The sequence below is a fragment of the Corynebacterium glyciniphilum AJ 3170 genome, assembly GCF_000626675.1.
Classification (GTDB): domain Bacteria; phylum Actinomycetota; class Actinomycetes; order Mycobacteriales; family Mycobacteriaceae; genus Corynebacterium; species Corynebacterium glyciniphilum.
Map to the genome: position 1 here is coordinate 1,450,186 of NZ_CP006842.1, position 26,514 is coordinate 1,476,699.

The window sequence follows — 26,514 nt, forward strand, 5'->3', positions numbered from 1 at the left end:
GGAGGCGATCAGACCTCCGGCCAGTGGCGCTCCAGTCCCTCGATGATGAAGTTGACCTTCACATCGACGAACCCCCGCTCCGACCAGGAATCGTCAGGCTGGAAGAGATGGTCCGCGCTGATCCGGTCCTGAACCCGTTCCAGCCCCGACGTTCCGGCAGAGTCAGTGGCCCGCATGCTCTCGATGCCGAGGCGGCAGGCCATCACCGTATCTCCGATGAAGTCGAGGGCGAACGCGGCCTGCATCCGGGACCTGCCGTGCTCCTCGAGGATGCGGACATATCCGCGCAGGGGATCCTCGATGTGAGCGAACGCAGCAGGGTAGGCATACAGCGTCTTTGCCAGACCGGGGACCTCCTCGCACATGCGCCAGCATTCTGTCGCCCAGAGGCGCAATGCATCCTGCCATGCAGCACCCGTCTCCGGAGTCTCGATTGTGGCGGCCACGCGGGCCAGGCAGGCGTCGAGGAGCGCGTCCCGTGACGGGAAGACCCGGTATAACGCCGGGGTGACCACACCCAGGCGCCGGGCGATGGCGGACAGAGTGAAGTCTGCGATTCCGAGCTCCAACGCAGTATCGAGCACGTCTTCCCGGGTGAACGAGGGCTTCGGCCCGGTTTTCCTGCCGGGATTCCCGGTGGACAGAGGTGTGTGCGGTGAGCCGGTCATGCTCCCCAGCGTAGTGGGCGGCCTGCCGTCTACTCCACCAGCCGCCATCCCTGGGCTTCGTGCAGATGCCTCCAGTACCGGGCGTAGGTGCCGTCCAGACACATCAGGTCCTCGTGCGTACCCTGTGCCTCAACCTGCCCCCGGTTATTCAACTGCACGATGACATCGGCGCGGGCAATCGTGTCCAACCGGTGCGCGATCGTGATGACGGTGGCACGTGTGCGCAGCGTATCGACCGCAGCGACAATGTTCGCCTCGTTCTCGATGTCCAGTGCGCTGGTCGCCTCGTCCAGAAGGACGATCGGCGCCTTCTTGAGCAAGGCCCTGGCTATGGCGACCCGCTGGCGTTCGCCTCCGGACAGCGCTCGGCCCCCTTCACCGACGCGGCTGCCCCAACCGTCTGCCAGACGCGCGGCAATGTGGTGGGCTCCGGCCAGGGTCGCTGCTTCGAGGACGTCGTTGTCGGTGGCATCCTCGCGGCCCACGCGGATGTTCTCCAACAGAGTGTCGTCGAAGAGGTAGACGTCCTGGAAGACCATCGACAGCTGCGACATCAACTGCTCCGTCGTCTGAGAAGTCACCGGAACACCGCCGACGCGGACTGTCCCGGTGTCCGTGTCGTAGAACCTGCTGACAAGGCGGGCTACCGTCGTTTTACCGGATCCGGACGGGCCGACCAGGGCGACCATCTCCCCCGAAGGAACCTCAAGGGTCACGTCGCGGAGGACAGGCGTATCCGCCGAGTAACTGAAAGTGACGTGATCCAGCGACACTGTTCCGGGGGCGGTCAGATCTGCGGGAGCGGACGGTTCGGGTAACGGTTCTGCGGTGAGCACCTCGTCCAGCCCGTCAAGGACCGCACGTCGTCCCTCTATACCCATCGCATTTTCGGTGATCGCGGACAAGGTACTGGTGAAACGCATTGCCAACCCGATGAATGCGAGTGCCGGGACCGGGTCCAGGATTCCGGACACGGCGAGGGATCCGGTCACGCTGATCAGGATAACGATCACACCCTGTGTGGCGGCTCCGCTGAGAAGGAGCCCGCCTGTCTCGATGCCGAGCGCTCTCAACTTTGTTGTCCGCGCATCATCCATTGCATGTCGCAGCGGCCCGAAATCCTCGCTGCGGCCACAGGAACGGAGAGCACCCTGGCACTGGGCAAACTCTACGATGCGGTCCGCGAGTTCCTCCTGTGCCGGTGTTGTACGGCGGGTCGCTCGCCGCATCAGGGTTGTCGACGCGATTGTCAACAGTATGAAAACGGGGACGGCTCCGGTCAGTACCAGTCCCAGTAACGGATCCCAGCACCATGACACCACGATGATCACACCCGCGGCCGCGGTCCTGCTGATCAATGGAACGATCATGTGAGCGAGGATCTCGCCTGTGGTCATCAGCTCCGTGGAGACGATGCGGGAGAGTCTTCCTGCGCGGGACTGAGCGAACCAACCCAGGGGCTGTCGGGTAACCCGGTTACCGACCAGGCGGTGAATGTTCTTCAGGAAGTCCAGCGCGATGGAATAGCCCCACCGGTTTGAGAGGTAGTTGGCGACGAACGTGGTCAGTGTGAGGCCGGCGAGAACCCACAGCCAGGCGGTGAACCCGAGCCCCCACACCGTCCTATCGGTGGCTAAGGCGGTCACAGTAGGCAGGAGTGCGCCGAGGGCGGCGCCCTCGAGGAGGCCGGCGATGACAGCGATGGTGATGACAGCGCGCATCGCCTCGGGACGCGCGAGCATCCTTCGACACCGGGGAATGATGTCCGTCAACGGGAGGTTCATTGCTGAGGTCCTTCGGGGTGATCGGTCTGGGCGGTGTCCCAGAGGTGGGCGTAACCAGGCTGGGACAGCATGCTGGCGTGGTCGCCGGTTGCCATGACACGACCGTTATCTATGAGGACAATCTGGTCGACGCCGGTGATCACCTCGGGGCGATGCGCGATCAGCAGGACGGTTCGTCCCTGAACGAGTGTTGACAGTGCCTGTTGAATCTCATGCTGTGACTCCGGGTCGGTCAGGGCTGTGGCTTCGTCGAGGATCAGTACAGGGGCGTCGACAAGTAATGCGCGGGCGATGGCGATGCGCTGGGCCTGCCCACCGGACAACCCGGAGTCTGAGCCGAGGACGGTGTCGAGACCGTGGGGGAGTGCTTCGATCTCCGTGAGAATATGGGCGGCTCGCGCAGCGTCACGGATCTGTGTGTCGGTGGCACCGGGGCGGCCCAGCGCGATGTTGTCGCGGATGCTGATGCTGAGCAACTGTGGGTCCTGCAGGACGAAACCGACATGTGAGTACAGGTCAGGTATGTCGGAGACCGGGACACCACCGATGGTCACGGAGCCGGAGTCCGGATCAGCGAAGCGAGCCAGCAGGGTGGCGATGGTGGATTTCCCTGAACCTGATGGTCCTACCAGTGCGGTGATGGTGTCTTCATGCAGGATGAAGGTGGCGTCGTCTACTGCAGGGGAGTTGGATCCTCCGTAGGTGAACGTCACGTGGTCGAAGACCACGTCGTGGCGTCCTGGTGTGCGTGCACTACCGCGCAGCTCGTGCTCTGCCCCGGTGTTCTGAAGTGAGGGGGTCTCCAGAAGTGCCGACAGTCGCAGGGCTGCCTGTCCGGCGAGTTGACGTGACCACAGCGAGTTCATCCCCACCTCGATGGCGAACGGGACCAGCAAAGCGATGAGCGACGTGGCCGTCACATCCGCTACGGAAACATGACCGTTGTGGACCAGCCACGCGCCGCCACCGAGGTTGATCAGCAGGAGCAGGGGTACTGCGAGAGTCGACTGTCCCAGTGCCGCCATTCGGATCATTGGTTGGCACCACGCGAAATAGAAACTGTAGAAAGCGTCAGCGGCTTTCTGATAGCGGCTGTGGGCTCGTCCCACCTGTCCGAACGCCTTGACGACGGTGATGCCCGTGACGAACTCCACCATCCGCGCTGACACGTCGCCGAGCTTTCTGTCCATTTCTACGGTCTTCTCGCCCATGCCGCGCAACATCACCAGATTCGAGACAAGGTACAGCGGGAGAGTCGCGATCGACAGGAACCCGAGGCGCCAGTCGATGATGAAGGCGTAGACCATCAGGGCCAACGGCATGACGATCGCATTCGTTCCTTCGACCGGCTGATGGGCGATGAGCTGGTGGACGGTGGTGATGTCGTCCTGCAACGCTTTGCGGACCCGGCCGGAGTTCGTTGCGGTGAACCAGGACAGCGGGACTTTCGCCAGACGTGCCACCAGATTGCTACGGATGACGTGGCCGAGCCGGACATCGGCGACATGGGTCACCGTCAGCGCAGCGAAGTAGATGAGCAGACGTGCGCTGAACGTGCCGACGAGAATGAAGAGCCACTGTCTGACGGCGACGCCGTCGACCCCGTCTCCGGTCGCCGAGGCACGGAGGAGGATTTCACCGATCTTCACCAGTGCGACATAGGGGACAACGGACAGGACCGCGGAGAGTACCGCGAGGATGCGGCCGATGGTCAGGGCGCCGGGCACCGGGGACAGTAGGCCCCTCAGAGCCGCTGCACCAGCGTTCTGCCGGTCTTTTTCCGGGGACGTCCCGGTCGTCGGATCTGCGGGCGACATGGTCCTCCAAAGGTATGCCATACTTAACAACTAATGGCATTCATGGTAGGTGGGATAGGGCTCTCGCACAAGGGGGCATGCTCGAAAAGGCGTACCCTTGTCGGCATGACCCAACAGGCACTGCACGGTGACGGGTGGGCGGTCGGCGTCGACGGCACCCGACGGTGGGGCACGCTCGGAGCGGCGGGCCTCTTCCTCACCACACGGGAAAATGACACGACCCTCCTGCTGGTCCAGCATCGGGCCAACTGGACAAATTTCGGAGGTACCTGGGGAATTCCCGGCGGAGCGGTGGAGCCAGGGGAGTCTGCGGTCGAGGCTGCTCTGCGGGAGACCCAGGAGGAGACCGGGGTGGACCCTGCGAATGTACGGGTTTCCGACCACCTCGTCACGGCCCGCGCTGAACTCTCCCACGTGCTGGTCAGAGTTCCACTGGCTCCCGAAGACATGGTGTTGGCGGCGCCGGTGACGGCAGCGGCCGAACGCGGTGCTTCGCTCCTGGACGCCGTGCGGTCGCACAAGATCACTCACCCGGAGACGGGGTACCCCTTGACGATCACCCTGAGCGGGCAACTGTGCTGGGAGACCCCCGACGACAGCGTCGAGGAATGGACTTACACGACCGTGCTGGGGGTGTGCGACGCCCCGTTGGAGCTGTTCCCGTCAGCGGAGAGCGCGGACCTGGCGTGGTGTCCACTGGACGAGGTCGCGGAGCTGCCCCTGATCCCGCCGTTCCGAGACGCGCTGCCAGGCCTCCGTGAACGGATGGAGGGGGCGGAGCAGGACTGACATTCCGGTCGCCTTCGTGGCAGACTGGTCCGACGTGACCGAAACGAACGCTCCGGCGACACCGGCTCCGCACTATCCCACGATGCCGTTGCCGGCAAAAGAGGCATGGCCTGCCCTCTTCGCCCTCTGCACCGGCTTCTTCATGATCCTGTTGGATCAGACCATTGTGGCCGTGGCGACGCCGGAGTTTCAACGCCAGCTCCACGCAGACTACAACCAGGTCATCTGGGTCACGTCCGCGTATCTCCTGACGTTTGCGGTACCGCTCCTGGTGACCGGACGCCTCGGGGACAGGTTCGGTCCCCGGAATGTCTACGTGGTGGGTATGGCGGTTTTCACCTGCTCGTCGCTGTGGTGCGGCCTGGCCGGAGGCGTCGAGGAACTGATCGCCGCCCGTGCAGTACAAGGTTTGGGTGCAGCCTTACTGACTCCGCAGACCATGGCGGTGATCAACCGGATCTTCCCTCGCGACAAACGTGGCTCGGCGCTGGGGGTATGGGGCGCCACTGCCGGGCTGTCCACACTGTGCGGGCCGCTGCTCGGTGGTCTGATCACCGGCACCGTCGGCTGGGAGTGGGTCTTCTTCATCAACGTGCCTATCGGGGTGCTGTCGATCATCGCGGTCATGGTGTGGGTACCTCGCTTCCCGCCGGCCGCACGGCGTATAGACCCGCTGTCCATCGTCTTGTCTGTGGTGGCCGTGTTTCTGCTTGTCTTCGGATTGCAGGAGGGCGAGAGCATGGACTGGGCATGGTGGATCTGGATGATGATCGGCGTGTCCTTCATGCTGTTCGCGTTGTTCGTCCGTCAACAGGTTGTCGCTGAGCACCGCGGACGCGATCCGTTGATGCCGTTGAGCCTGTTCCGCGTCCGCAACTTCTCGCTGGGTAATATCGGCATTGTCAGTATGGGATTCGCCGTGGCGAGCGTGCCTCTGCCATTCACGCTCTACTACCAGCAGGTCCACGGTCTGAGCCCGTTGCAGGCCGGAATAATGCTCGTGCCCCAGGCCGCCACGTCGCTGGTGCTGTCACCGATCGTGGGACGTTTGACCGACAGATACAGCTCGCGCGGGCTGGGAGCGTCGGGTTTCGCGGTGATGGCACTGTCCACCGTCGGGATGACTGCGGTGATGGTCTCCGGAGTACACCATTACTGGACAATCATTCCCTTGATCGGCCTGGGAATCGGGAACTCGCTGGTGTGGGCGCCGAACTCGGCATCCACCATGCGTGATCTCGAGATGAACCAGATGGGAGCAGGATCCGGCGTCTACAACCAGACACGGCAACTGGGCTCGGTCATCGGCGTAGCAGCGGTTGGTGCGATGATGCAGTGGCGTCTGACCGTCGATGACCCCGGTACCGCGTTCGGTCTGTCGGTGCTCATCCCCGCCGCGATGATGCTCGTGGGCGTGACCTCGTCGCTGTTGTCGACCAACAACCTGCACCAGTCGCAGGCGCGGAAGTAGCTGACTAGGATCGTCACCATGCGTATCGCAACCTTGACCAGTGGAGGGGACTGCCCCGGACTCAATGCCGTCATCCGGGGTGTTGTCCGTACAGCGGCAGGCCGAGGAGCAACCGTCGTCGGCTACGAGGACGGTTGGCAGGGGCTGGTGGAGGACCGACGGGTCCAGCTCTACGACGACGAAGACATTGACCGGATCCTCATCCGCGGCGGCACGATCCTGGGGACCGGGCGACTCAAGACCGCCACGTTCAAGGATTCGATTGACCTGGTCAAGGCGAACCTGGCGGACGCCGGTATCGACGTGCTCATCGCCATCGGCGGCGAAGGCACACTGAAGGGAGCGCAATGGCTCCATGACAACGGCGTTCCTGTCATCGGTGTGCCCAAGACCATTGACAACGACGTTAACGCTACTGACTACACCTTCGGTTTCGACACTGCCGTGGCGGTGGCCACGGATGCCATCGACCGGCTGCATACGACTGCTGAATCACACAACCGGGTGATGATCGTGCAGGTCATGGGGCGGCATGTGGGGTGGATCGCGTTGCACGCGGGCATGGCCGGTGGCGCCCACGACATTCTGATCCCCGAGGTGCCGTTCGACATCGACGAGGTGTGCAAGCGGATGTCCCGGCGCTTCGAGTTGGGTGAGAAGTACGGGATTATCGTCGTCGCTGAAGGGGCGGTGCCGAAAGAGGGGACGTTCGATATCGGCGACCGGGCGATCGACCAGTTCGGCCATCAGAAGTTCGACGATATCGGGGCCAAGATCGCCCACGAGATCGAGAACCGTCTCGACACCGACGTGCGCTCCACGGTTCTCGGGCACATTCAGCGTGGTGGTACTCCCACAGCGTTCGACCGGGTGTTGGCGACCCGGTATGCGGTGCATGCCACCAAGGCGGCGTTGCGTGGGGAGACCGGTCAGGTTGTTGCCTTGCATGGTGAGCGCATTGAGTTGGTGTCTTTCGACGATGCCGTGGGGCATCTGAAGGTGGTGCCGCAGCAGCGTATCGACTCGGTCGGCGCGCTGATCGGCTGACCACTAACGGGACTCGAGGTGCCGCCTTCCGGTGGAGAACTCCTCACCAGGGGTGTCCGTTGATCACGGTGCACGATCACCTGCTTATGTCTCCCCGGAGCAATCCGTATCGCCGGCGGAGTTGTAGTGTGTCGCTCACCGCCGGATTTCACTGTGATTCTTGACCATGATCTGACCTCGACATCACAGCGCCATGTCTCCCTGGAAAGCGTCATGCCATCCCCTTCTGTCTCCACTGAACCATCCACACGGTCCGTCCAGGCTTCTCAGGACCGTAGTGCCTATATCGCCTCCCTCGGTTTTCCACTGTTGGTCATTATCGGCGGCATCATCGGCTTCTTCGGGGGCCAGGAGTTGGCCACCGCGACGTCCGGCTGGACCAACTGGTTGCTCGGTCTGATCATGTTCGGCATGGGGCTGACCCTGCAGCCCCGTGATTTCGTCCTCGTCATCAAACGCCCGCTACCTGTGCTCATCGGGGTTGTGGCGCAGTTCGTGATCATGCCCCTCACTGCGCTGTTGGTGGTGTGGGTGCTCGGTCTCCCCTCCGCCATCGCCGCAGGAGTGATCCTCGTCGGATGCGCGCCGGGCGGTACCGCCTCGAATGTCGTGTCGTACTTGGCCCGTGGTGACCTTGCCCTGTCCGTGGCGATGACCTCGGTCTCCACGCTGCTTGCACCACTCTTGACCCCGTTGCTTACTCTGTGGTTGGCGGGGGAGTACATGCCCCTCGACGGTGCTTCCATGGCGTTGTCGATCGTCCAGGTCGTGCTTGTCCCCGTTGTTGCAGGACTGGTGTTCCGATTCTTCCTTCCGTCGGTGATTGAGCGGATCCTGCCGGCGCTGCCCTGGATCTCCGTATTCGCCATTGCCGCTGTTGTGGCGATCGTCGTCTCGGGCAACCGCGACAATCTCTTGGAAGCGGGCCTGCTCGTTCTGGTTGCCGTCGTGCTTCACAACACCCTCGGTCTGACGTTGGGGTACGGTGCCGGGCTTGTCACCGGACAGCCGGTCCGGGTGCGGCGCACCATGGCGATTGAGGTCGGGATGCAGAACTCAGGGTTGGCGGCGGGCCTTGCCGCCCAACACATGGAGCCTATGTCCGCTCTGCCGGGTGCGATCTTCTCTGTGTGGCACAACCTGTCGGGCGCGATCTTCGCCGCACTGTGCCGTGCCGCCGACGGTCGGGCAGCGCGAAGATCCGACCGCCCCAGCGACGGTTCAGGAACCATCCACTAGACTGACTCACCATGACTGCCGTGGTGAACGATTACTCCGATGATGTGATGGACTTCGACGAGGTGCTCGAGCGCTTCGACCCTGTGATGGGTATGGAGGTCCACGTTGAACTGGCGACGCGGACGAAGATGTTCTCTGCCTCCTCGGCGGAGTTCGGGGACGCGCCGAACACCAATGTCGATCCCTGCAGCCTCGGGCTTCCTGGAGCTTTGCCCGTCGTCAACAAGCAGGGAGTGGAGTGGGCCATCAAAATAGGTCTCGCGCTGAACTGCGAGATCGCCCCGTACTCCCGCTTTGCCAGGAAGAACTACTTCTACCCGGATCAGCCGAAGAACTACCAGATCTCCCAGTATGATGAGCCGATCGCCCACGACGGATACCTGGATATCGTTCTCGACGATGGCACACCGTGGCGTATCGAGATCGAACGGGCCCACATGGAGGAGGACACCGGCAAGCTCACCCACCTCGGAGGAGCAACAGGCCGGATTCACGGCGCGACGGCTTCTCTGGTGGATTGCAACCGGGCAGGGATTCCACTGATCGAGATCGTGACCAAGCCGATCGAGGGCGCGGGGGAGCGTGCCCCGGAAATCGCTCGCGCCTACGTCACTGCCTTGCGTGACCTCGTCAAAGCCCTTGAGGTTTCTGATGCCCGTATGGATCAGGGATCGATGCGTGTGGACTCGAATCTGTCTCTGCGCGCGGTGGGTGCATCGGAGTTCGGCACCCGCACCGAGACCAAGAACATTAACTCGCTGAAGTCAGTTGAACAGGCTGTGCGTTTCGAGATGCAGCGCCAGGCGGCGTGTATCGTCAACGATGTCGAGATCATCCAGGAGACCCGCCATTACCAGGAGGCAGACGGTACTACCTCCCGGGGCAGGGTCAAGGAGACGATGGCCGACTACCGCTACTTCAACGACCCTGACCTTCCTCCGGTTCTGGCGCCGTCGGAATGGGTTGAATCAATCCGTGAGACCCTGCCCGAGATGCCGTGGATCCGTCGCGCCCGCATCCAGGAAGAGTGGGGTCTCAAGGACGAGGAGATGCGTGACCTGGTGAATGCCGGTGCGCTCGACCTAATCATCGCCACAGTCGAGTCCGGGGCATCGCCGGCAGAGGCTCGCAGCTGGTGGGTCGCCTACCTCGCTCAGAAGGCCAAGGAAGCGGGCGTTGAGCTTGAGGGACTGCAGATCACCCCCGATCAGGTTGCCCGGGTCAGTGCACTGGTCAAGGAGGGTAAGTTGACCAACAAGCTGGCCCGCAAGGCGGTCGATGGTGTACTCGCCGGTGAAGGCGACGTGGATGACGTCGTGGCGGCGCGCGGTCTCGAGGTCGTCCGTGACGATGGTGCGATCGAGAAGGCGGTGGATGACGCCATTGCGGCTAATCCGGACATTGTCGAGAAGTACCGCGCGGGAAACAAGAAGGTCAGCGGAGCCATCGTCGGCGAGGTCATGAAGGCGACCAGAGGCAAGGCGGATCCTGCCCAGGTGAACAAGCTCATCGCGACGAAGCTGGCCTGATCATCTCCCTGGTCGGACAACAGGGGCTGACCGGCCAGGGCACAAGGGTGGGAGAGTAGCTGTAGAAATGTTCCTTTGGGGCGAGAAAAGGAAAACTGGGCCCGAATATCGGCGACGGGGGGAGCAGGGACGCGGATTCGGGGGTAGCTGAGGCCGTGTGGGTGGAAGATCCGGACAATATCTCGGAACTTCTGTTGGACAGTCAGCTACATGTGCATAATAAACCGGACGTTAACATACGTGTACCCAATGACTGGGTTGACGTCTGGACACGTGCGGAACCTCCAGCCACCACTCAGGAGGTGCCTGCGTGATTCCGGAGCGATCGACCACGCACCAGAGGAGCCCTCCGTTGCTCATAGGTATCCCCCGGGAACCGCAAACCTTGGTCTCGGCGACGCCTGACACCGTCGGCAAACTGATCAAGCTCGGCTACGACGTAGCCGTCCAGGCCGGCGCAGGTGACCAGGCGAACTTCCCCGACAGCCAGTTTGAGGCTGCGGGTGCCACGATCGTCGGCGAGGACGTATGGTCCTCCGACATCGTCACCACTCTCGACACTCCGTCCGCCGACCACCGCGCCGCTCTGAAGTCCGGAGCGATGCTGATATCCCGGCTCGCACCGGCCCGCAATGATGAGCTTATCGCCGAGCTGGCAGCAAAGAACGTCACTGCCGTTGCGATGGACACCGTTCCCCGGATCAGCCGTGCGCAGTCCATGGACGTGCTCAGCTCCCAGGCCAACATCGCTGGATACCGTGCTGTCATCGAGGCCGCGAACACCTTCGGTCGTCTTTTCACCGGGCAGGTGACTGCCGCGGGGAAGGTCCCGCCGGCAACTGTCTACGTCATCGGAACCGGTGTCGCCGGTCTGGCAGCCATCGGTACGGCGAATTCGATGGGTGCGGTGGTTAAAGCCACGGACCTACGGCCGGAGACTGCCGAGCAGGTGGAGTCCATGGGCGCAGAGTTCGTGGCTATCCCCACAGCTTCGGAGAAGTCTGACGACGGGTACGCCAAGGAGATGACACAGGACCAGGCAGCTGCCGCCGCGAAGCTCTATGCTGAGCAGTCGGCTGCCGCGGACATCGTGATCACCACGGCGAATATTCCGGGTCGTACGTCACCGGTGCTGCTGACTGCGGCGGACGTGGCGAAGATGAAGCCCGGTTCCGTCATCGTCGACATGGCTGCCGCCAACGGCGGAAACTGTGAACTCACCGTTGCCGGTGAGGTGACCACCACCGACAACGGTGTGAAGATCATCGGCTACACCGATCTCGCCGGGCGTCTGCCCGCACAGTCCTCACAGCTTTACGGCCAGAATGTCGTGAACCTGTTCAAGCTGGTCACTCCCGGCAAGGACGGCGAAGCGGTGTTGGATCTCGAGGATGAGATCGTGCGAGGGATCACCGTCACGAAGGCTGATGAGGCAGGCTCTGCCGCCGATATCCTGTGGCCGCCACCTCCGGTGAAGGTTTCGGCGGCTCCCGCGCCGACTCCGAAGGCAGAATCGGCCGAGCCGTCCGGGTCGTCCGGGGAGGAGGCACCGGCAAAGTCCACCCTGCCGTGGAAGCTGCTTGCGGGCCTGCTGGGGATCGCCCTGGTGTTGGCCAGCCCGTTGGCTGTCGCCGACGAGTACATGGTTCTGATGCTGGCTGTGGTGGTCGGGTTCTACGTGATCACCGCGGTGACCCACAAACTGCACACACCGTTGATGAGTGAGACCAACGCTATCTCCGGAATCATCCTGGTTGGCGCGATTCTGCAGGTCGGCTCGTCCAATATCGCCGTGGCAGTGCTGGCATTCATCGCCATCGTCGTCGCCTCGATCAACATTTTCGGTGGCTTCTTCGTCACCAGGCGCATGCTCACCATGTTCGAGGGAGGCAACTGACATGAACCTGACCAACCAGCTGATTCTTGCCAACGGTCCGAGCGCGTCTGTCCTGGAGTGGACAGACAAGGTCACCAATCTGGCGTACATTGTCGCTGCCCTGCTGTTCATCCTGGCGCTGGCCGGTCTGGCCAAGCAGCAGACCGCATCACGCGGTAACCGGTTTGGTATGGCGGGTATGGCGATCGCCCTGATCGCCACCATCGTCAAGGCCGTCGTTGCTTCCGCCGACGATACTGAGAACTACAACAGTCCGGTCGTTACCCTGCTGCTCATCGCCGTGGCGATGATCATCGGTGCGGCCATCGGCATCCCCCGTGCCCGCAAGGTCGAGATGACCGGTATGCCCGAACTCATCGCCATGCTCCACAGCTTCGTGGGCCTGGCCGCCGTGCTCATCGGTGTCAACTCGTTCATCCAGAAGTCGGAGTCCACCGAGCCTGTCGCCGGATTCAACCTGGGCGAGATCTACCTCGGCATCTTCATCGGCGCAGTGACTCTGACCGGTTCTATCGTCGCGTACCTGAAACTGTCGGGGAAGATCGGCGGTTCCCCGCTGATGCTGCCTGGACGCAATCTGCTCAACGTGCTGGTCATTGTGGTGTCCCTGGTCGGTATGGGCGTGTTTATCGCCGCCGGCATCGACAACCCGGCACTGTCCTGGACGATTCTGGGCATCATGCTGGTGCTCGCCCTGGCGCTGGGTATTCACCTGGTGGCCGCTATCGGCGGTGGTGACATGCCCGTGGTCGTCTCGATGCTGAACTCCTACTCGGGATGGGCCGCCGCGGCCGCTGGCTTCATGCTGGCAAATCCGCTGCTGATCATCACCGGATCGTTGGTCGGTTCCTCCGGTGCCTACCTGTCGTATGTGATGTGCAAGGCGATGAACCGCTCGTTCATCTCCGTGATTCTCGGTGGGTTCGGAGCAGATTCCTCCGCCGGTGATGACCGTGATTACGGTGAGCACACTGAGGTCTCTGCCGAGGACACAGCGGAGCTGCTCAAGGGTGCGAAGTCTGTGATGATCACCCCGGGCTACGGCATGGCGGTGGCGCAGGCGCAGTACCCTGTTGCCTCCCTGGTGGCGAAGCTGCGCGAGCAGGGGGTGGACGTCACCTTCGGTATTCACCCGGTTGCCGGTCGACTGCCCGGTCACATGAACGTCCTGCTGGCCGAAGCCAAGGTGCCCTATGACATCGTCCTGGAGCTCGACGAGGTCAACGACGACTTCGGCGATGTGGACGTGGTGCTGGTCATCGGCGCCAATGACACCGTCAATCCGATCGCCGAGGAGCCGGGTTCTCCGATTGCCGGCATGCCGGTGCTCAAGGTGTGGGATGCCGAGAAGGTCATCGTCTTCAAGCGCTCGATGGGCTCGGGTTACGCAGGGGTGCAGAACCCGCTGTTCTTCAATGAGAACACCGATATGCTGCTTGGCGACGCCAAGCAGTCGGTCGAGGCGATTACCGCGGCTCTCTAGTTTTCCTCGACGCCGTCACCCGGCCGGACGTCTTCGGCCCGGGGTGTGGCAGGCGCACTGCCCTCGCCGAAGGGGGAGCCGCCGAGCCGCTCTCTGCTATGCGGCGTCGTGAACCCCGCCGGGTCTGGCCCCACTGCCACGACCCCGGTGGGGTTCACGTCTGTGTGGACGATGTAGTAGTGGTTCTTGATCTGGCCGAAGTTCGTGGTGTCGCCGAATCCGGGGGTCTGGAAAAGGTCACGGAGATATCCCCAGAGGTTCGGTTTGCTGGAGATCGTGTACCGGTTGCATTTGAAGTGACCGTGGTAGACCATGTCGAAGCGGACCAGGGTAACGAAGAGGTAGATGTCGGCCAGCGTGATGTGCTGTCCGACCAGGTACCGATTCTCTGCCAGTCGGTCCTCGAGCATGTCGAGTGTCGCGAACAGCTCGGAGAACGCCTTTTCGTAGGCGGCCTGCGATCCGGCGAACCCGCACTTGTAGACACCGTTGTTCACGGTGCGGAATACTCGGTCGGCGATTTCGTCGATTTCCGGCGTGAGGTCGGTGGGGTAGAGATCGGGCGCGCCGTCTCTGTGCAGGGGCGTCCACTCGGTGACGAAATCCTGGACGAGCGTCCGGAAGTCGTTGGTGACCACGGCTTTCGTCTCGACATCCACCAGTGCGGGAACCGTGATTCCTTTGGGGTAGTCGGAGTAACGGTGGAGGTAACAGTCACGTAGTCGTCCGACCCCGAGCACAGGATCGACGGAGTCCGGGTCGAGGTCGAATGTCCAGGATTTCCAGTCGTGGGTGGGGCCGGCGAGTCCCAGAGTCAGCGGTGCAGGATCGTCCGGAGCGTCTGCCCCGTCGAGCCCCAGAAGGCGACGGACGATGACCGCACGATGGGCCCACGGGCAGGCCCGGGCGGCGACCAGCCGGTAGCGACCGGCTTCGACGGGCCACGGCTGCCCCTGCCCTGAAGAGGTGGAGGCCGGACGGAATCCGGCCGGGTCGGCGACGACGCGGTCGTCGATGTAGTTCATATCTCTGTTGAAGCCTTCGTCCCCACTGGCGACGTAGCCCATGGTGTCCTCCTGGTGTCTACTGTGTCGTTCCTTCTGTCCTGTGGGTGCGACATACCGTGTCATCCTCCGCTGTCGCGCCCGGGTTCTAGCCTAGGCTTGACACACGTATCCATGCGGAAACGAGCACACAGACCAGCACGAGATCTGGCGCCAGAGGCCACCACGCCAGCGGCGCAGAAGGTGGAAGACCATGGGATTGTTTGACCGTAATCCGGACAAGTCGGGAAGGCCACGCAGCGAGGACTCGGCCACGCCCACCGGAGGCGTAGACCACAGCGACGACGATCTGTTCGACGCCATCGACTCAGTGGACGGGATCGATGTCCCGGAGGCGACACGCCCTCTGTCTGTGCCAGGGGCGAACAATAGGACCCCGGACGGCCCAGTGCCGGACGGCGTCCGGGAGCAGGCTGCCCCGGAGACCCCGGAGACCCCGGAGACCCCGGAGGTCCCGGAGCCTACGGAGTCAACGGCAGTCACGGACGCGACGGAGCGCATGGACAGTGCGAATCCGTCCGATGCCGGGGAAGCGAAGCCGAAGCGGGACATCTACGCGATGTCGGGCAGGGCCCGGCCGCAGCGTATCGAACCGCGTTCTGCGGAGCCGGCGGGCACTCCGGAGCCGTCGGACGGTGACCGTACCGAGGTCTTCGGCGCCGCGGCGGCCGATCCAGCCTATGGCGTCCCCGATGACGAGGAACAGCATCAGACCCGCGCGTTCGGAAGTTCGGTAGGAGCGTCCGGCGTGACGGAGCCGGCCTACACTGACGGCTCGTCGACGTTCGACGGGGATCCGGGAGCAGGACAGTACGCCCCGGAGACCTCGGTATTCGCTGCAGGTGCAACAGGAGCTGGGGCTGCTGCAACGACCCAGGTGAGCGCCCGGCCGACGACTGACGACCGTACTGTCGTCTCTCCTGACGATCCTGAGTCGGCAGACGCGACGGCAGGCTCGGCTACCCGGGGCGGGAACGTGGAGGCCGACCCGAGGAGAGGGACCCTCGATTTCGGCTTGTTCATCCTGCGTGTCGTGGTCGGGGCGCTGCTCGTGGTACGCGGGTTGCAGACACTCTTCGCCTTCGGTGGTGACCCGGGCATCAGCGCTTTCGAGCAGACGTTGGCGGCCTACAACTTCGCCGACATTCTGGCCGTCGGTATTCCGGTCGCGCAGATCGTGGCTGGAGGACTTCTGGTCTTCGGTCTCCTCACCCCGGTGGGAAGTGCTCTGACGGTGGTGGTCGCCGGGTTCCTCGCGTTGCACAACCTGTCGATCTGGGACTCGGGGTACTGGCCGTACACCCTCAGCCCCCAGGTGCAGTTCTGGGCCCTTCTCGGCCTCGCTGGTCTTGTCCTGACCTTCACCGGGCCGGGGCGGTACGCCGCGGACGCCTCCCGGGGCTGGGCCACCCGGCCGTTGGCCTCAGCCTGGGTGTTTGCCGTCATCGGTCTGGCGGGTGCAGCAGGGGCATGGCTGGCCGTCGGGGGTGGAAACCCGTTCTGATCAGGGGAGGGGGGCGCCTGCGCTGCCGCCTGTCAGATCACCCCAGGGCGAGACGGGCGGCCATGCCGATCATCAGCAGGCCGATCCCCAGGTTGATCCACCGCCATACCCGTGGGCGGGACAGCGGGCGACTCAGTAGGCGGGCTCCGTATCCCACTACGAGGAAGAACAGGGTTGATCCGAGAACCGCACCGGTGGTGAACATCCATTTTCCGGTGTCGTCGTATTGGTTGGCCATTGTTCCGAACACGACAATGCCGTCGACGTAAGCTGCGGGGTTGAGAAAGGTCACCGCCAGTGCGGTGGGCAGGGCCGCGAAGGCCTGTCGCCGGCGGGGGCGGAGGGGAGCGTCCGTGCGGCGGGGGATTGTACGGGTGATAGTCGCCACCTGGCCGACGCCTCCGTGCGGATAGTCGGCGGTGGGCGCAGGTAGGTCGGTGGACACGGCAGGGGCTGGTGAGCCGGATTCGGGGGTGTAATCCCGAGGGGTGCTGTCGATTCCGGTGGGGTGGCGGACGTCCCGCAGACAGGTGACAGCGAACCAGAGCAGGTAGGCGACGCCTCCCCACCGCAGGATCTCCAGGAGAACCGGAAGTTTATCGGTGACGACGCTGACTCCTGCGGTGCCCAGCGGCAGCAGGATCAAGTCACCGAGGATGAAGACAGAGACGACCAGTCCCACACCCCAACGCTTGACCCCCTGCTTCAGAAGAACCACGTTCTGCGGACCGACTGCCGCGATGACGGACAGCTGGAACACCAGGCCGGCAAGGCCGATGTGGAGGACCGGGAGGAAGTTTTCGTTCAGCACGAGGACGAGCCTAGGAAGCCCAGATTGTGAAGACAAGCAAGCTTAAGTTGATATGATTAAGATATGCTTCATGATGCCACGTCACATGGATACCTTGCTGCTTGTCGTCGATGAGGGGAGTTTCGAGGCCGCAGCGGCTCGCCTCGGTGTCAGCCCGTCCGCGGTGAGTCAGCGCATCAAGGCTCTCGAGGCGGATGTCGGCCGCGTCGTCGTACGACGGACATCGCCAGTGGGCGTCACGGATGCCGGCGAGGTGCTGATCCAGACTGCTCGACGGATGCGGTTGCTGGAGTCGGAGACAGACGACAGATTACGTGGACGGCTAGGTGAGCGGCCGGTCAGTGTAGGAGTCAACGCGGATTCGCTGGGCACCTGGTTCCGTCCCGTGCTCACGCACGTTGCGGATGTGGGAGGTATTTCCCTGGAACTGAATCTGGAGGACGAACAACACTCCCTGGCGATGCTCCGTCGGGGAGACTGCATGGGGGTGGTCACCGCAGAAGCGGAGCCGGTCGCGGGATGTGTGGTCGAGGAACTCGGGAGTCTGCACTACTGGCCGGTCGGGGCCCCGGATCTGGCCGATGAGCTCCAGGCGGCCAGGAACGTCCACGGTGAGGACGCGTGGGCTTCGCTGCCCCTCCTGGTCATCGGGCCGCACGACCGGATGACCGACGGGGTGCTGGAGCCACGCGGTGTGACACCGCGGCCGGGCCGCAGGGTCTCCCGGATTCCGAGTTTCGAGGGGCTCAACGACGCGGTGGTCGCGGGCCTGGGGTGGACGCTGGTGCCGGTGGCGTCAGCACGGCCGTACGTGGAGGCGGGAACGATGGTACGTCTCGCAGAGGACGTCATCGAGGTCCCGTTGTACTGGCAGCACTGGCGCCTGGAATCGGACACCCTCGGTGTGCTCACCGACGCGGTGCATGCGGCGGCGGCCCTGGGGCTCAGTTCCTGAGTCTCCGGTAGGCCCGGGCGGACAATGGAAGAAAGATCGCCACCAGGGCCAGTGGCCACAGAGCAGCGGCCAGTACCGCGTGGTCTGCGAGTGCGCCCCCGGTGAACCCGGTGGGGTTGCCGAAGAGTTCGCGGGCGGCGGTGGCCGTGGCGGACACCGGGTTCCAGGTGGCGAGGGGTTCCAACCATGTAGGCATGTATTCCGGAGAGACGAAGGCGGTGGACAGGAATCCTACGGGCCAGACCAGCACCTGGACCATGGTCGCGGCGCCGTCGTTCCTGCCGAGAGTGAGTCCCAGGTAGATTCCGATCCACAGCACGGCGAACCGGAACCAGAGCAGCAGCGCGACGGCGAGGATGGCCTCGGGGGCGCTTCCGGTGACTTGCCAGCCCAACAGGAGTCCGCCGGCGACCAGGACGATGAGCTCCACTGACGAGGTGATCATGTCGGCTCCGACGCGGCCGAAGGCCACCGAGGCGTCGCCTATCGGAAGGGACCGGAAGCGGTCGGTGATGCCTTTCTTCGCGTCATTGGCCATCGCGGTGGTTGTCGCCTCGACACCGAACATCATCGACAGCGCCATCATGCCGGGCAGGAGGAAGTGGATGTAGTCTCCGCCGCCGGGCAGACTGATCGACCCACCGAAGAGCAGGGAGAACATCAGCAGGAGCATGACGGTGAACATGATGGTGAACACCGGTGTGAGGGGTTGGCGGCGCCAGTGGAGGAGCTCCCTGGTTGTGAGCGTCAGCCCGCTGGTGATGCTGTTCATCGGTTCTCCTCGGTAGACGGTGATGATTCTGTGACGGAGAGGAAGACTTCGTCGAGGGTGGGACGGCGCAGCGCGATGTCGGCCGGCGTCAGGTTTGCGGCGTCGAGCCGGCGGATGATGTCGACCATGTCTGCGGTGCCGTGTGGTGCGGGCAGGCTGACGAGGAGTCCCTCGGGGCCCGGTGTAAGTGACAGCTCTGCCGGTGCCAGCGCACTCGCCACATCGACGCTGGACACCAGACGGCTGAACGAGAGGTCGACACGGTCACCGCCACGGTTCCTCTTGAGCTCGTCGGGCGTGCCGTCTGCGATGATCCGACCTGCCCTCATGATCGAGATGCGGTCGGCGAGTCGGTCGGCCTCCTCCAGGTACTGGGTGGTCAGCAGGACGGTGGTGCCGGCGTCGGCGGCCCGGAGAACGGCATCCCAGACGTCGATGCGGCCCCGTGGGTCAAGTCCGGTGGTGGGTTCGTCGAGGAAGAGGACGTCGGGATGGCGGATGAGGGAGACCGCGATGTCGAGACGTCGGCGCATTCCTCCGGAGTAACCCGACACCGGCCGACGGGCCGCGTCCGTCAGGGAGAACTGCTCCAGGAGTTCGTCGGCACGGCGGCGGGCAGCGGGCCGGCGGAGCCCCAGGAGCCGAGCAAACAGCATGAGGTTCTGGTGTCCACCGAGAACCTCATCCACTGCCGCGTACTGGCCGACCAACCCGATACGGGCGCGTACGGCGTTGCCCTCGCTCACATCGGTCCCGGCGATGCTGGCAGTCCCCTGGTCGAGGGAGGTCAGTGTGGTGAGCACCTCGACGGCGGTGGTCTTGCCGGCTCCGTTCGGTCCGAGCAGTCCATGGATGCTGCCGGTGGGAACGGTGAGGCTGAAGTTGTCGAGTGCGCGGCGTGCCCCGTAGGTCTTGACCAGGGAATCGGTGTAGATGGCGGGAGGAGGATCGGAACTCATCATAAACTCCTAACAGTGTACGGAATTGCCGAGGGAGGTTCAACGTACGCCGTTCGGAGTAGGCTGTCAACATGACATCCGACGCCAGCCACGCGACCCCGCAATCCTCGCCGGCAACGTCCGCTGGAGACGAGGTCCGGGAGCCCGACCGAATGCTGCGACTGGTGTGGCGGCACCAGGTAGGTGAAGAGGCCGGAGCGCGCGGACCCCGGAAGAAGTGGTCCGTCGACCAGGTCGTGGACACTGCCATCGAAGATGCCGACGCGGCCGGAATCGAGGGGCTCTCCATGCGCAAGATCGCCGAGAAACTCCACACCTCCGCCGCGAGTCTGTACACCTATATCCCGGGCCGCGACGAGCTTCTCGGGCTGATGATCGACCAGGTGATGGGACGCGTCGATCTCGTGCCTTTCGGCGGGGCAGCAGCGGACCCGGAGGCCGTCGGTGATCGGCTGCGGGAGATCTCACGGATCGCCTGGGAGGAGATTCACCAGCACCCGTGGTTGCTCGCCGCCCAACGGCACCGGCCCCTGATCGGGCCGAACATCTCCCGGCGTTATGAATGGCAGCTCTCGGCCCTGGACGGGTGCGGACTTGATGACGTCTCCATGGACCACACCATCGCACTGGTCGAGTCCCATGCCATCGCCAGCGCCTCGGCCAGTGTCAATGCGCGCGAACTCGCCCGAACGTCCGGGCATAGCGACGCGGAATGGTGGAAGGTCAACGAACCTGTCCTCGCCCAGGTCATGCAGGACGACGAGTTTCCCGTGTCTGGGCGTGTGGGCACCGCAGTGGGGGAAAAGTACCAGGCCATCACCGATCCGGTCGCGGTCTACGAGTATGGGCTCGAGGTGATCCTCGACGGGGTCCGGACGCGACTCACTGACGTCGCCGACGTCGCCGACGTCGGTGGCACCGATGGTGGTTAACTTCTGGAGGGGCTGGTCCCGGGGTGCGATCCACTCGTCGGGGTGGGCAGGCGGCACAGCTGTGTGAGGGGAAACCTGCGTGAGGTCATGCCGTGCGTGCCGCCGACCATGCGGTTTTTTTCGGTGAACACTTTCCTGCAATGATTGAACGCGTTCAAGGCTCGGCCTTCCGTGACCCCGTCGGTCTACCGTCCCCGAGACGGTGTGTACCGCGCTGGTCTCCGGCAGCGTCCGGTGTCACAGTCACTCGAGCCACGCGTCCCGGTTACTTCCCTCCGGGGCCCGTCAAGGAGCTCCAATGAGCCAACCCAAGGCCACAGATCCCCCCGACCACGCGAGGTCCCGGTTCCGCACCGTCGGCACCGCAGTCTTCGCCGTCGTCGCCGTCGTAGTCATCGGGACCGCATCCTTCTTCTCGATCCGGTCGGCCTCGGGCGGCACGGATGTACGGAGCAATCTCTCACTTATCGCACCAGCGGCTGCCGGCGGCGGCTGGGACACGTTCCAGCGCGAGCTGCAGCAGACCCTGAGAACCAACGGGATCGTCAACAATGTCCAGGTTGTCAACGTTCCTGGCGCGGGCGGCACGATCGGCGTGGGTGTTCTCGCCCAGCAGCCGGAGGCCAACAACCTCATGGTCGGCGGATCCGGCCACATCACGGCGCAGGTCCAGTTCGGCACCCCGTCCAGGATCCAGGACGTCACCCCGGTGGCCAAGGTCCTCGAGGAATACGACATCATCGCAGTCCCCGCCGATTCCCCTCTCGAGTCGATGGATGACGTCAGCGACGCGTGGACGCAGAACCCGCGTTCGCTGGCATGGACCGGGGGCGGCTCCTTCGACCAACTCGTCATGACGGATATCGCCCTGGAACTTGGTGTCCCCGCGTCGGAGACCACGTACATCCCGTCGGACGGCGGCGGCGAGGCCATTCAGGCGCTGCTCAACGGGACGGCCGACGTGACGGCTGGCGGCTTCGCGGATATCTACCCCCAAGTCGAGTCCGGACGGTTGCGGGTCCTGGGCGTCGTGGCTGAGGACCGCCTCTCCGGAAGCCCGGAGATCGAAGCGATCCCCACGCTGGCCGAACAGGGCATCGACGTGACTATCACCAACTGGAGGGCACTTTTCGCCCCTCCCTCCGCCACACGCGAGGACATCGAGGAACTTCAGGACCTCATTGCCGAAGCTGTGGAGACCCCGGAGTGGCGTGCCACCGTAGAACGCAACTACTGGCGCGAGGCGCCAATGCACGGCGAGGAGCTCGATCAGTACATCCAGGACGAGACGGACAGGATCACCACCCTGTTCGAGGAGATGGGACAATGACCACAACAAGCGACATCGCGGAACCTCGGACCACCTCGCCGGTCGGTGCGGGCACGGTCTGGGCCGGCCGGTCCGGGCTGATCATGCCCGTCGTAATCGCCGGGTTCAGCCTTTTCCTCGTCATCGGTTCGATCGCCATGGACGGCCCCGACGCGGATTTTCCCGGACCGGGATTCTTCCCGACTTTGATCGGAGTCATCGGCCTCATTCTCGCCACGGTGATTGCCGTGGGCATTATTCGCCGCCCGGAGCACGTGGAGGGTGCGGACGAACAGACGACGCGGTTCCATTCGGACTTCGGGGCCCTCGGGTGGACGGTCCTGGGGTTCCTCGCCTTCGCGGTTTTGCTGCCGTGGCTCGGCTGGATCCTCGCCTCCGGACTGCTGTTCTGGTGTGTGGCCCGGGGATTCGGTTCGCGCCGTCCCGTGTTCGATATTCTGGTGTCGGTGTTCATGGGCTCTGTGGCCTACCTCGCTTTCGACGTGGCACTCGGCCTCAGTCTTCCTTCCGGCATCATCGGCGGGGGGTTCTGACATGGATTCGCTCAGCCTCCTGATGGAGGGCTTCGCAGGTGCCCTCACCCCGGTCAATCTCATGTGGGTGCTCCTCGGCTGTCTCCTCGGCACTGCCGTGGGCGTTATGCCGGGTCTCGGCTCCTCGATGGCGGTGGCGCTGCTCCTGCCCATGACCTTCGCCCTCGACCCGACGGCGGCCTTCATCTTCTTCGCCGGCGTGTACTTCGGCGGACTCTTCGGCGACTCCACCATGGCGATCCTGATGAACACCCCGGGGCAGGCCTCTGCCATCGCCTCGACGTTCGAGGGGCACAAGATGGCCCTGTCCGGTCGGGCACCTCAGGCGTTGGCGACGGCGGCCATCGGTGCCTTCATCGGTGGTTTCGTCGCTTCGGTCGTGGTCGTCTTCTTCGCCCCGCTGCTCGCTGAGCTGTCGACGTACTTCGGACCGGCAGAGTACTTCGCGCTGGCATTGTTCGCTTTCGTCGCGACCTCCTCCGTGGTCTCCGACTCGGTTCCCAAGGGTCTGTCCGCCCTCATCATCGGCCTGGGTATCTCGACGGTCGGCATCGATTCGGTGACCGGTACGGAACGGTTCACCCTCGGGGTGCCGCAGCTGTTCGACGGGATCTCGATCGTCACTGTCACAGTGGCAATCCTCGCCCTCGGAGAGGTCTTCTTCATCGCTTCCCGCGCACGACGTGAGAATCAGGACCTCAAGACACGGTCCGCAGGGCGGCCGTGGCTGAAGCTCGCCGAGTTCCGCGAGGCGTTGCCGGCCTGGTTGCGGGGCACGGCGATCGGCATGCCCTTCGGCATGATCCCGGTGGGTGGCTCCGAGGTTCCGACGTTCCTCGCCTATTCCGTGGAGCGGCGCCTGGACACCCGTCGGAAGTCGCCGAAGTTCGGTAAAGGCGCTATCCGTGGACTCGCCGCGCCGGAGGCCGCCGGGAACTCGACGACAGGTATGGCGATGGGTGCTCTGCTGGCCCTTGGCCTGCCGGTCTCCGCCACGGCGGCCATCCTGCTTGCGGCCTTCCGCCAATACGGTCTGCAGCCTGGCCCGCTGCTCTTCGACCGCAACCCGGACCTGGTCTGGGCACTGCTGGCGAGCTTCTTCATCGCCATGGTGGTGCTGTTGATCATCAACCTGCCTTTCGCCCAGCTCTGGGCCAAACTCCTGCTTATCCCACAGCCCTATCTTTATGCGGGGATCGCCCTGTTCTGCGGTCTCGGTGTCTACGCCACCTCGGGCCGGGTGTTCGACCTCCTGCTTCTGTTGGGTATCTCGGTGGTCGGCTTCCTGATGCGCCGCTACGGCTACCCGCTGGCACCACTGATTATCGGCATGGTCCTCGGACCGCTGGCCGAGACGTCGATCCGCGACGCCCTGCTGTCCTCGTCAGGCGACTTCACCGTCCTGGTCTCCAGCCCCATCACCTGGACCATCTACGGTGTGTTGGCGGTCGTCCTGCTGGTGGCGATCCGCAGCGTGGTGATCAACCGAACCCTCCGGCGACGTCTGAAGGCCGGGAAAGCGGATGCCTAGACGCCCACGGCTACCGACGCCAAGGCAGCCCCCGTCGCCGTTCCGCCCGCCGCGATCGTCGCGGGTGTCCCGGCGGCGATGATCCGGCCTCCGTCGACACCGGCACCGGGGCCCAGATCCAGGACGCGGTCTGCCTGCGCCACGACGCGCAAGTCGTGTTCGACCACCACCACGGAATCACCGGCGTCGACCAGCCGGTTGAGTTCCTTGACCAGCAGGTCAACATCCGCGGGATGAAGCCCCGTCGTGGGCTCGTCGAGCAGATGGACCGTGGGCGTACTGCGGCGTACCCGCCGGCTGCGTTGAAGTTCTGTGGCCAGTTTGATGCGCTGAGCCTCCCCGCCGGAGAGCTCAGGGGCGCCCTGGCCTAGACGAAGATAGGACAGCCCCACCGCCTCCAGTGCCTGAAGGGCAGTGTAGACGGCAGGCTCATCGGCGAAGACGTCCAGTGCCTCGGTGACCGTCAGACCGAGGACGTCGGCGATGGTGAGCCCGCGCCAGGTCACCTCCAGTGTCTCGGCATTGTACCGGGCGCCGTGACAGTCCGGACAGATGGTGTAACTGCCGGGGAGGAAGACGAGCTCGACCTCGATGGTCCCCTCGCCGCTGCAGGTGGGGCATCGCCCCTGGGTGACGTTGTAGGAGAACCGCGACACCGTCCATCCCCGTTCCTGGGCGTCATCCGTGGCGGCGAAAAGCTTCCTGACGTGGTCGAATAATCCCGTGTAGGTCGCCAGGGAGGACCGGGTGGTCCGACCGATGGGTTGCTGCGTGATATGGACCGTGCGGATCCCTGCATCGGCGAGCACCTCGGGCAACGCGCTCGACACCAGTGTCGACTTGCCTGAGCCTGAGATCCCGGTCACCGCAGTGAACTGGCCGAGCCCCAGCCCGGTGTCAACATCCAGGGTGCGTTCAGTCGTCCGCACCGGCAATGACGACGACGCCTGCCGGACCGCGAAACTGCCCGACCCTTTCAACGGTGGAACGGGTGCGGCAAGCGCCCGGCCGGTGGGCGTGTCCTGTCCGGACAGGCCGGCAACCGGGCCGGACCACAGGACCTCGCCACCGTTCTCCCCGGCACCGGGACCAATGTCGACGACCCAGTCAGCACCGGCCACCAGCGACATGTCGTGCTCGACGAGGATCACGCTGTTACCGGCCTCCAGGAAGCGCACCATCAGCTCACTGACGGCGACCCGCTCTGTCGGATGCAGTCCTGCAGAAGGTTCATCCAGGACGTACACCACGCCGAACAATCCGGAATGAAGCTGCGAAGCCAGACGCAACCGCTGCAGTTCACCACCGGACAGAGTCGAGGCAGGTCGATCCAAGCTCAGATGCCCCAGCCCCAGTTCCACGGCTGCCCGGACCGTAGGAATCACCTGTTCCAGCAGGAGACGCTCGGCCTCCGACGGGGACGTGACCCCGGTGAACAGTTCCACCAGGTTCTCCAGCGGGACCGAATTGAGCTCGTCGATCGCCATACCGAGATACGTCACCGACAAGGCGTCCGTGGTCAGACGACGGCCACCACACGTCGGGCACACCGAATGATCCATGAACGAGAGAACCCGGCGTCGGGTCGCGTCCGACGATGACGACGCCAACGTCTCCTGGAGGTAGGTCGACACCGACCGCCACGTCCCGTCATAGGTCCGCTGGATCTGGTGGGCACCGCGGACCGGATGCACGGTCACCACCGGCTTGTCCGGAGTGAAAAGGATCCAGTTCCTGTCCTCACGGGACAACTCAGACCACGGTACGTCCGTCCGGTACCCCAGAGTGACGAGAATGTCGTGGAAGTTCTTCCCCAGCCATGCCCCGGGCCAGGCTGCGATCGCCCCGTCATCAATCGACAAGGACGGGTCCGGGACCATCGACTCCTCGGTCGGCACGTGGACCGTTCCGGTGCCCTGGCACGTCGGGCACATGCCTGATGCCGTGTTCGGAGAGAAGCGGTCAGAATCCAGCCGCCCCACGCGCTCCCTCACCTGTGTCGGATACGTGCCGGCCCGGGAGAACAACAGCCGCACCGAGTTCGACACGGTGGAGAAGGTGCCCACCGTCGACCGCGCACCACCACTCGTCCGGGCCTGTTCCAGGGCGACTGTCGGGGGAAGTCCGTCAATCCGGCCGACCCGTGGATCCACCGCGCCGGCAATCAGACGTCGGGCGAACGGCGCCACCGACTCCAGATAACGCCGCTGCGCCTCACCATGGATCGTGCCGAACGCCAGGGACGACTTCCCAGAACCGGAGACACCCGTGACCGCGACAAGTTGACCGCGGGGCAGGGTGACGTCCACGTGCCGAAGATTGCGCAGGTCGGCGTCGTGAACGCGGATATCTGAATTCGTGTCGGTCATGCCCGCTCATTCTAGGCGGTAGCGTGGGGA

General features: G+C 64.1%; 21 protein-coding genes. 13 read left to right on the plus strand and 8 right to left on the minus strand.

Annotated elements, in window-relative coordinates; genetic code table 11:
- Positions 1 to 8: 8 nt before the first annotated feature.
- The 3 genes from CGLY_RS06865 to CGLY_RS06875 are packed head-to-tail and all read right to left on the minus strand — an operon-like array spanning position 9 to position 4,269.
- A complete protein-coding gene (locus CGLY_RS06865) occupies positions 9 to 668 on the minus strand; it encodes a TetR/AcrR family transcriptional regulator (protein WP_052539813.1) in 660 nt (219 codons plus the stop codon).
- A 29-nt stretch (positions 669 to 697) separates the two neighbouring features.
- On the minus strand, positions 698 to 2,452 hold the full coding sequence (locus CGLY_RS06870; RefSeq protein ID WP_038547815.1) for an ABC transporter ATP-binding protein: 1,755 nt from the start codon (positions 2,450 to 2,452) through the stop codon (positions 698 to 700).
- Entirely contained in the window at positions 2,449 to 4,269 is a 1,821-nt protein-coding gene (locus tag CGLY_RS06875; RefSeq protein WP_038547818.1) for an ABC transporter ATP-binding protein, read from the minus strand. The genes CGLY_RS06870 and CGLY_RS06875 overlap by 4 nt, the downstream gene beginning before the upstream one ends.
- Positions 4,270 to 4,374: 105 nt before the next feature.
- Here CGLY_RS06875 and CGLY_RS06880 point away from each other — a divergent pair, with 105 nt between their 5' ends.
- The 7 genes from CGLY_RS06880 (at position 4,375) to pntB (ending at position 13,724) form a co-directional block, all read left to right on the plus strand.
- Positions 4,375 to 5,058: an NUDIX domain-containing protein gene (locus tag CGLY_RS06880; protein WP_038547821.1), complete on the plus strand. Its 684-nt coding sequence runs from the start codon at positions 4,375 to 4,377 to the stop codon at positions 5,056 to 5,058.
- A gap of 82 nt (positions 5,059 to 5,140) precedes the next feature.
- Positions 5,141 to 6,529 carry a DHA2 family efflux MFS transporter permease subunit gene (locus CGLY_RS06885; RefSeq protein ID WP_052540747.1) on the plus strand — a complete coding sequence of 463 codons (1,389 nt, stop codon included), beginning with the start codon at positions 5,141 to 5,143 and terminating at the stop codon, positions 6,527 to 6,529.
- 18 nt (positions 6,530 to 6,547) lie between these two features.
- Positions 6,548 to 7,576 carry an ATP-dependent 6-phosphofructokinase gene (locus tag CGLY_RS06890; protein WP_038547828.1) on the plus strand — a complete coding sequence of 343 codons (1,029 nt, stop codon included), beginning with the start codon at positions 6,548 to 6,550 and terminating at the stop codon, positions 7,574 to 7,576.
- Positions 7,577 to 7,789: 213 nt separating this feature from the next.
- A complete protein-coding gene (locus CGLY_RS06895; RefSeq protein WP_038551827.1) occupies positions 7,790 to 8,815 on the plus strand; it encodes a bile acid:sodium symporter family protein in 1,026 nt (341 codons plus the stop codon).
- 11 nt (positions 8,816 to 8,826) lie between these two features.
- A complete protein-coding gene (gatB, locus tag CGLY_RS06900; RefSeq protein ID WP_038547829.1) occupies positions 8,827 to 10,344 on the plus strand; it encodes an Asp-tRNA(Asn)/Glu-tRNA(Gln) amidotransferase subunit GatB in 1,518 nt (505 codons plus the stop codon).
- 352 nt (positions 10,345 to 10,696) lie between these two features.
- On the plus strand, positions 10,697 to 12,241 hold the full coding sequence (locus tag CGLY_RS06905; RefSeq protein ID WP_038547832.1) for a Re/Si-specific NAD(P)(+) transhydrogenase subunit alpha: 1,545 nt from the start codon (positions 10,697 to 10,699) through the stop codon (positions 12,239 to 12,241).
- Position 12,242: 1 nt separating this feature from the next.
- Positions 12,243 to 13,724, plus strand: a complete 1,482-nt coding sequence (pntB, locus tag CGLY_RS06910) for a Re/Si-specific NAD(P)(+) transhydrogenase subunit beta (RefSeq protein WP_081803813.1) — start codon at positions 12,243 to 12,245, stop codon at positions 13,722 to 13,724.
- On the opposite strand, the gene CGLY_RS06915 is transcribed toward pntB, so the two are convergent.
- Positions 13,721 to 14,791 carry a glutathione S-transferase family protein gene (locus tag CGLY_RS06915; protein WP_038547835.1) on the minus strand — a complete coding sequence of 357 codons (1,071 nt, stop codon included), beginning with the start codon at positions 14,789 to 14,791 and terminating at the stop codon, positions 13,721 to 13,723. The two genes, pntB and CGLY_RS06915, sit on opposite strands and share 4 nt — an antisense overlap.
- A gap of 190 nt (positions 14,792 to 14,981) precedes the next feature.
- On the opposite strand from CGLY_RS06915, the gene CGLY_RS06920 reads away from it, so the two are divergent.
- Positions 14,982 to 16,292: a DoxX family protein gene (locus CGLY_RS06920; protein ID WP_144313646.1), complete on the plus strand. Its 1,311-nt coding sequence runs from the start codon at positions 14,982 to 14,984 to the stop codon at positions 16,290 to 16,292.
- Between the two features lie 37 nt (positions 16,293 to 16,329).
- Here the strand turns inward: CGLY_RS06920 and CGLY_RS06925 are convergent, their stop codons facing one another.
- Positions 16,330 to 17,103 (minus strand): LysE/ArgO family amino acid transporter, encoded by a 774-nt coding sequence (locus CGLY_RS06925; protein WP_227590416.1) that lies wholly within the window; start codon positions 17,101 to 17,103, stop codon positions 16,330 to 16,332.
- A 70-nt stretch (positions 17,104 to 17,173) separates the two neighbouring features.
- Here CGLY_RS06925 and CGLY_RS06930 point away from each other — a divergent pair, with 70 nt between their 5' ends.
- Positions 17,174 to 18,058: an ArgP/LysG family DNA-binding transcriptional regulator gene (locus tag CGLY_RS06930; protein ID WP_038547838.1), complete on the plus strand. Its 885-nt coding sequence runs from the start codon at positions 17,174 to 17,176 to the stop codon at positions 18,056 to 18,058.
- On the opposite strand, the gene CGLY_RS06935 is transcribed toward CGLY_RS06930, so the two are convergent.
- Together CGLY_RS06935 and CGLY_RS06940 are read right to left on the minus strand one after the other, a co-directional pair.
- On the minus strand, positions 18,048 to 18,830 hold the full coding sequence (locus CGLY_RS06935; protein ID WP_038547852.1) for an ABC transporter permease: 783 nt from the start codon (positions 18,828 to 18,830) through the stop codon (positions 18,048 to 18,050). The genes CGLY_RS06930 and CGLY_RS06935 overlap by 11 nt on opposite strands.
- Positions 18,827 to 19,789 (minus strand): ATP-binding cassette domain-containing protein, encoded by a 963-nt coding sequence (locus CGLY_RS06940; protein ID WP_144313647.1) that lies wholly within the window; start codon positions 19,787 to 19,789, stop codon positions 18,827 to 18,829. The genes CGLY_RS06935 and CGLY_RS06940 overlap by 4 nt, the downstream gene beginning before the upstream one ends.
- A gap of 71 nt (positions 19,790 to 19,860) precedes the next feature.
- On the opposite strand from CGLY_RS06940, the gene CGLY_RS06945 reads away from it, so the two are divergent.
- The 4 genes from CGLY_RS06945 to tctA all read left to right on the plus strand — a co-directional run bounded on the left by CGLY_RS06945 (position 19,861) and on the right by tctA (position 24,115).
- A complete protein-coding gene (locus tag CGLY_RS06945) occupies positions 19,861 to 20,721 on the plus strand; it encodes a TetR/AcrR family transcriptional regulator (RefSeq protein ID WP_081803814.1) in 861 nt (286 codons plus the stop codon).
- A gap of 298 nt (positions 20,722 to 21,019) precedes the next feature.
- A complete protein-coding gene (locus CGLY_RS06950; RefSeq protein WP_038547857.1) occupies positions 21,020 to 22,051 on the plus strand; it encodes a tripartite tricarboxylate transporter substrate binding protein in 1,032 nt (343 codons plus the stop codon).
- Positions 22,048 to 22,584: a tripartite tricarboxylate transporter TctB family protein gene (locus tag CGLY_RS06955; protein WP_038547860.1), complete on the plus strand. Its 537-nt coding sequence runs from the start codon at positions 22,048 to 22,050 to the stop codon at positions 22,582 to 22,584. Before CGLY_RS06950 ends, CGLY_RS06955 begins: the two co-directional genes overlap by 4 nt.
- A gap of 1 nt (position 22,585) precedes the next feature.
- Complete coding sequence (tctA, locus tag CGLY_RS06960; protein WP_038547863.1) at positions 22,586 to 24,115, plus strand: tripartite tricarboxylate transporter permease TctA; 1,530 nt, start codon at positions 22,586 to 22,588, stop codon at positions 24,113 to 24,115.
- Here the strand turns inward: tctA and CGLY_RS06965 are convergent.
- On the minus strand, positions 24,112 to 26,484 hold the full coding sequence (locus tag CGLY_RS06965; protein ID WP_038547866.1) for an ATP-binding cassette domain-containing protein: 2,373 nt from the start codon (positions 26,482 to 26,484) through the stop codon (positions 24,112 to 24,114). The genes tctA and CGLY_RS06965 overlap by 4 nt on opposite strands.
- Positions 26,485 to 26,514 lie beyond the last annotated feature (30 nt).

What these genes read in the sequence shown, in the direction of transcription:
- CGLY_RS06865 (WP_052539813.1), bottom strand. Translation starts at nt 668, where the DNA reads ATGACCGGCTCACCGCACACACCTCTGTCCACCGGGAATCCCGGCAGG.
- CGLY_RS06870 (WP_038547815.1), bottom strand. Translation starts at nt 2,452, where the DNA reads ATGAACCTCCCGTTGACGGACATCATTCCCCGGTGTCGAAGGATGCTC.
- CGLY_RS06875 (WP_038547818.1), bottom strand. Translation starts at nt 4,269, where the DNA reads ATGTCGCCCGCAGATCCGACGACCGGGACGTCCCCGGAAAAAGACCGG.
- CGLY_RS06880 (WP_038547821.1), top strand. Translation starts at nt 4,375, where the DNA reads ATGACCCAACAGGCACTGCACGGTGACGGGTGGGCGGTCGGCGTCGAC.
- CGLY_RS06885 (WP_052540747.1), top strand. Translation starts at nt 5,141, where the DNA reads ATGCCGTTGCCGGCAAAAGAGGCATGGCCTGCCCTCTTCGCCCTCTGC.
- CGLY_RS06890 (WP_038547828.1), top strand. Translation starts at nt 6,548, where the DNA reads ATGCGTATCGCAACCTTGACCAGTGGAGGGGACTGCCCCGGACTCAAT.
- CGLY_RS06895 (WP_038551827.1), top strand. Translation starts at nt 7,790, where the DNA reads ATGCCATCCCCTTCTGTCTCCACTGAACCATCCACACGGTCCGTCCAG.
- gatB (WP_038547829.1), top strand. Translation starts at nt 8,827, where the DNA reads ATGACTGCCGTGGTGAACGATTACTCCGATGATGTGATGGACTTCGAC.
- pntB (WP_081803813.1), top strand. Translation starts at nt 12,243, where the DNA reads ATGAACCTGACCAACCAGCTGATTCTTGCCAACGGTCCGAGCGCGTCT.
- CGLY_RS06915 (WP_038547835.1), bottom strand. Translation starts at nt 14,791, where the DNA reads ATGGGCTACGTCGCCAGTGGGGACGAAGGCTTCAACAGAGATATGAAC.
- CGLY_RS06920 (WP_144313646.1), top strand. Translation starts at nt 14,982, where the DNA reads ATGGGATTGTTTGACCGTAATCCGGACAAGTCGGGAAGGCCACGCAGC.
- CGLY_RS06930 (WP_038547838.1), top strand. Translation starts at nt 17,174, where the DNA reads ATGATGCCACGTCACATGGATACCTTGCTGCTTGTCGTCGATGAGGGG.
- CGLY_RS06935 (WP_038547852.1), bottom strand. Translation starts at nt 18,830, where the DNA reads ATGAACAGCATCACCAGCGGGCTGACGCTCACAACCAGGGAGCTCCTC.
- CGLY_RS06940 (WP_144313647.1), bottom strand. Translation starts at nt 19,789, where the DNA reads ATGAGTTCCGATCCTCCTCCCGCCATCTACACCGATTCCCTGGTCAAG.
- CGLY_RS06945 (WP_081803814.1), top strand. Translation starts at nt 19,861, where the DNA reads ATGACATCCGACGCCAGCCACGCGACCCCGCAATCCTCGCCGGCAACG.
- CGLY_RS06950 (WP_038547857.1), top strand. Translation starts at nt 21,020, where the DNA reads ATGAGCCAACCCAAGGCCACAGATCCCCCCGACCACGCGAGGTCCCGG.
- CGLY_RS06955 (WP_038547860.1), top strand. Translation starts at nt 22,048, where the DNA reads ATGACCACAACAAGCGACATCGCGGAACCTCGGACCACCTCGCCGGTC.
- tctA (WP_038547863.1), top strand. Translation starts at nt 22,586, where the DNA reads ATGGATTCGCTCAGCCTCCTGATGGAGGGCTTCGCAGGTGCCCTCACC.
- CGLY_RS06965 (WP_038547866.1), bottom strand. Translation starts at nt 26,484, where the DNA reads ATGACCGACACGAATTCAGATATCCGCGTTCACGACGCCGACCTGCGC.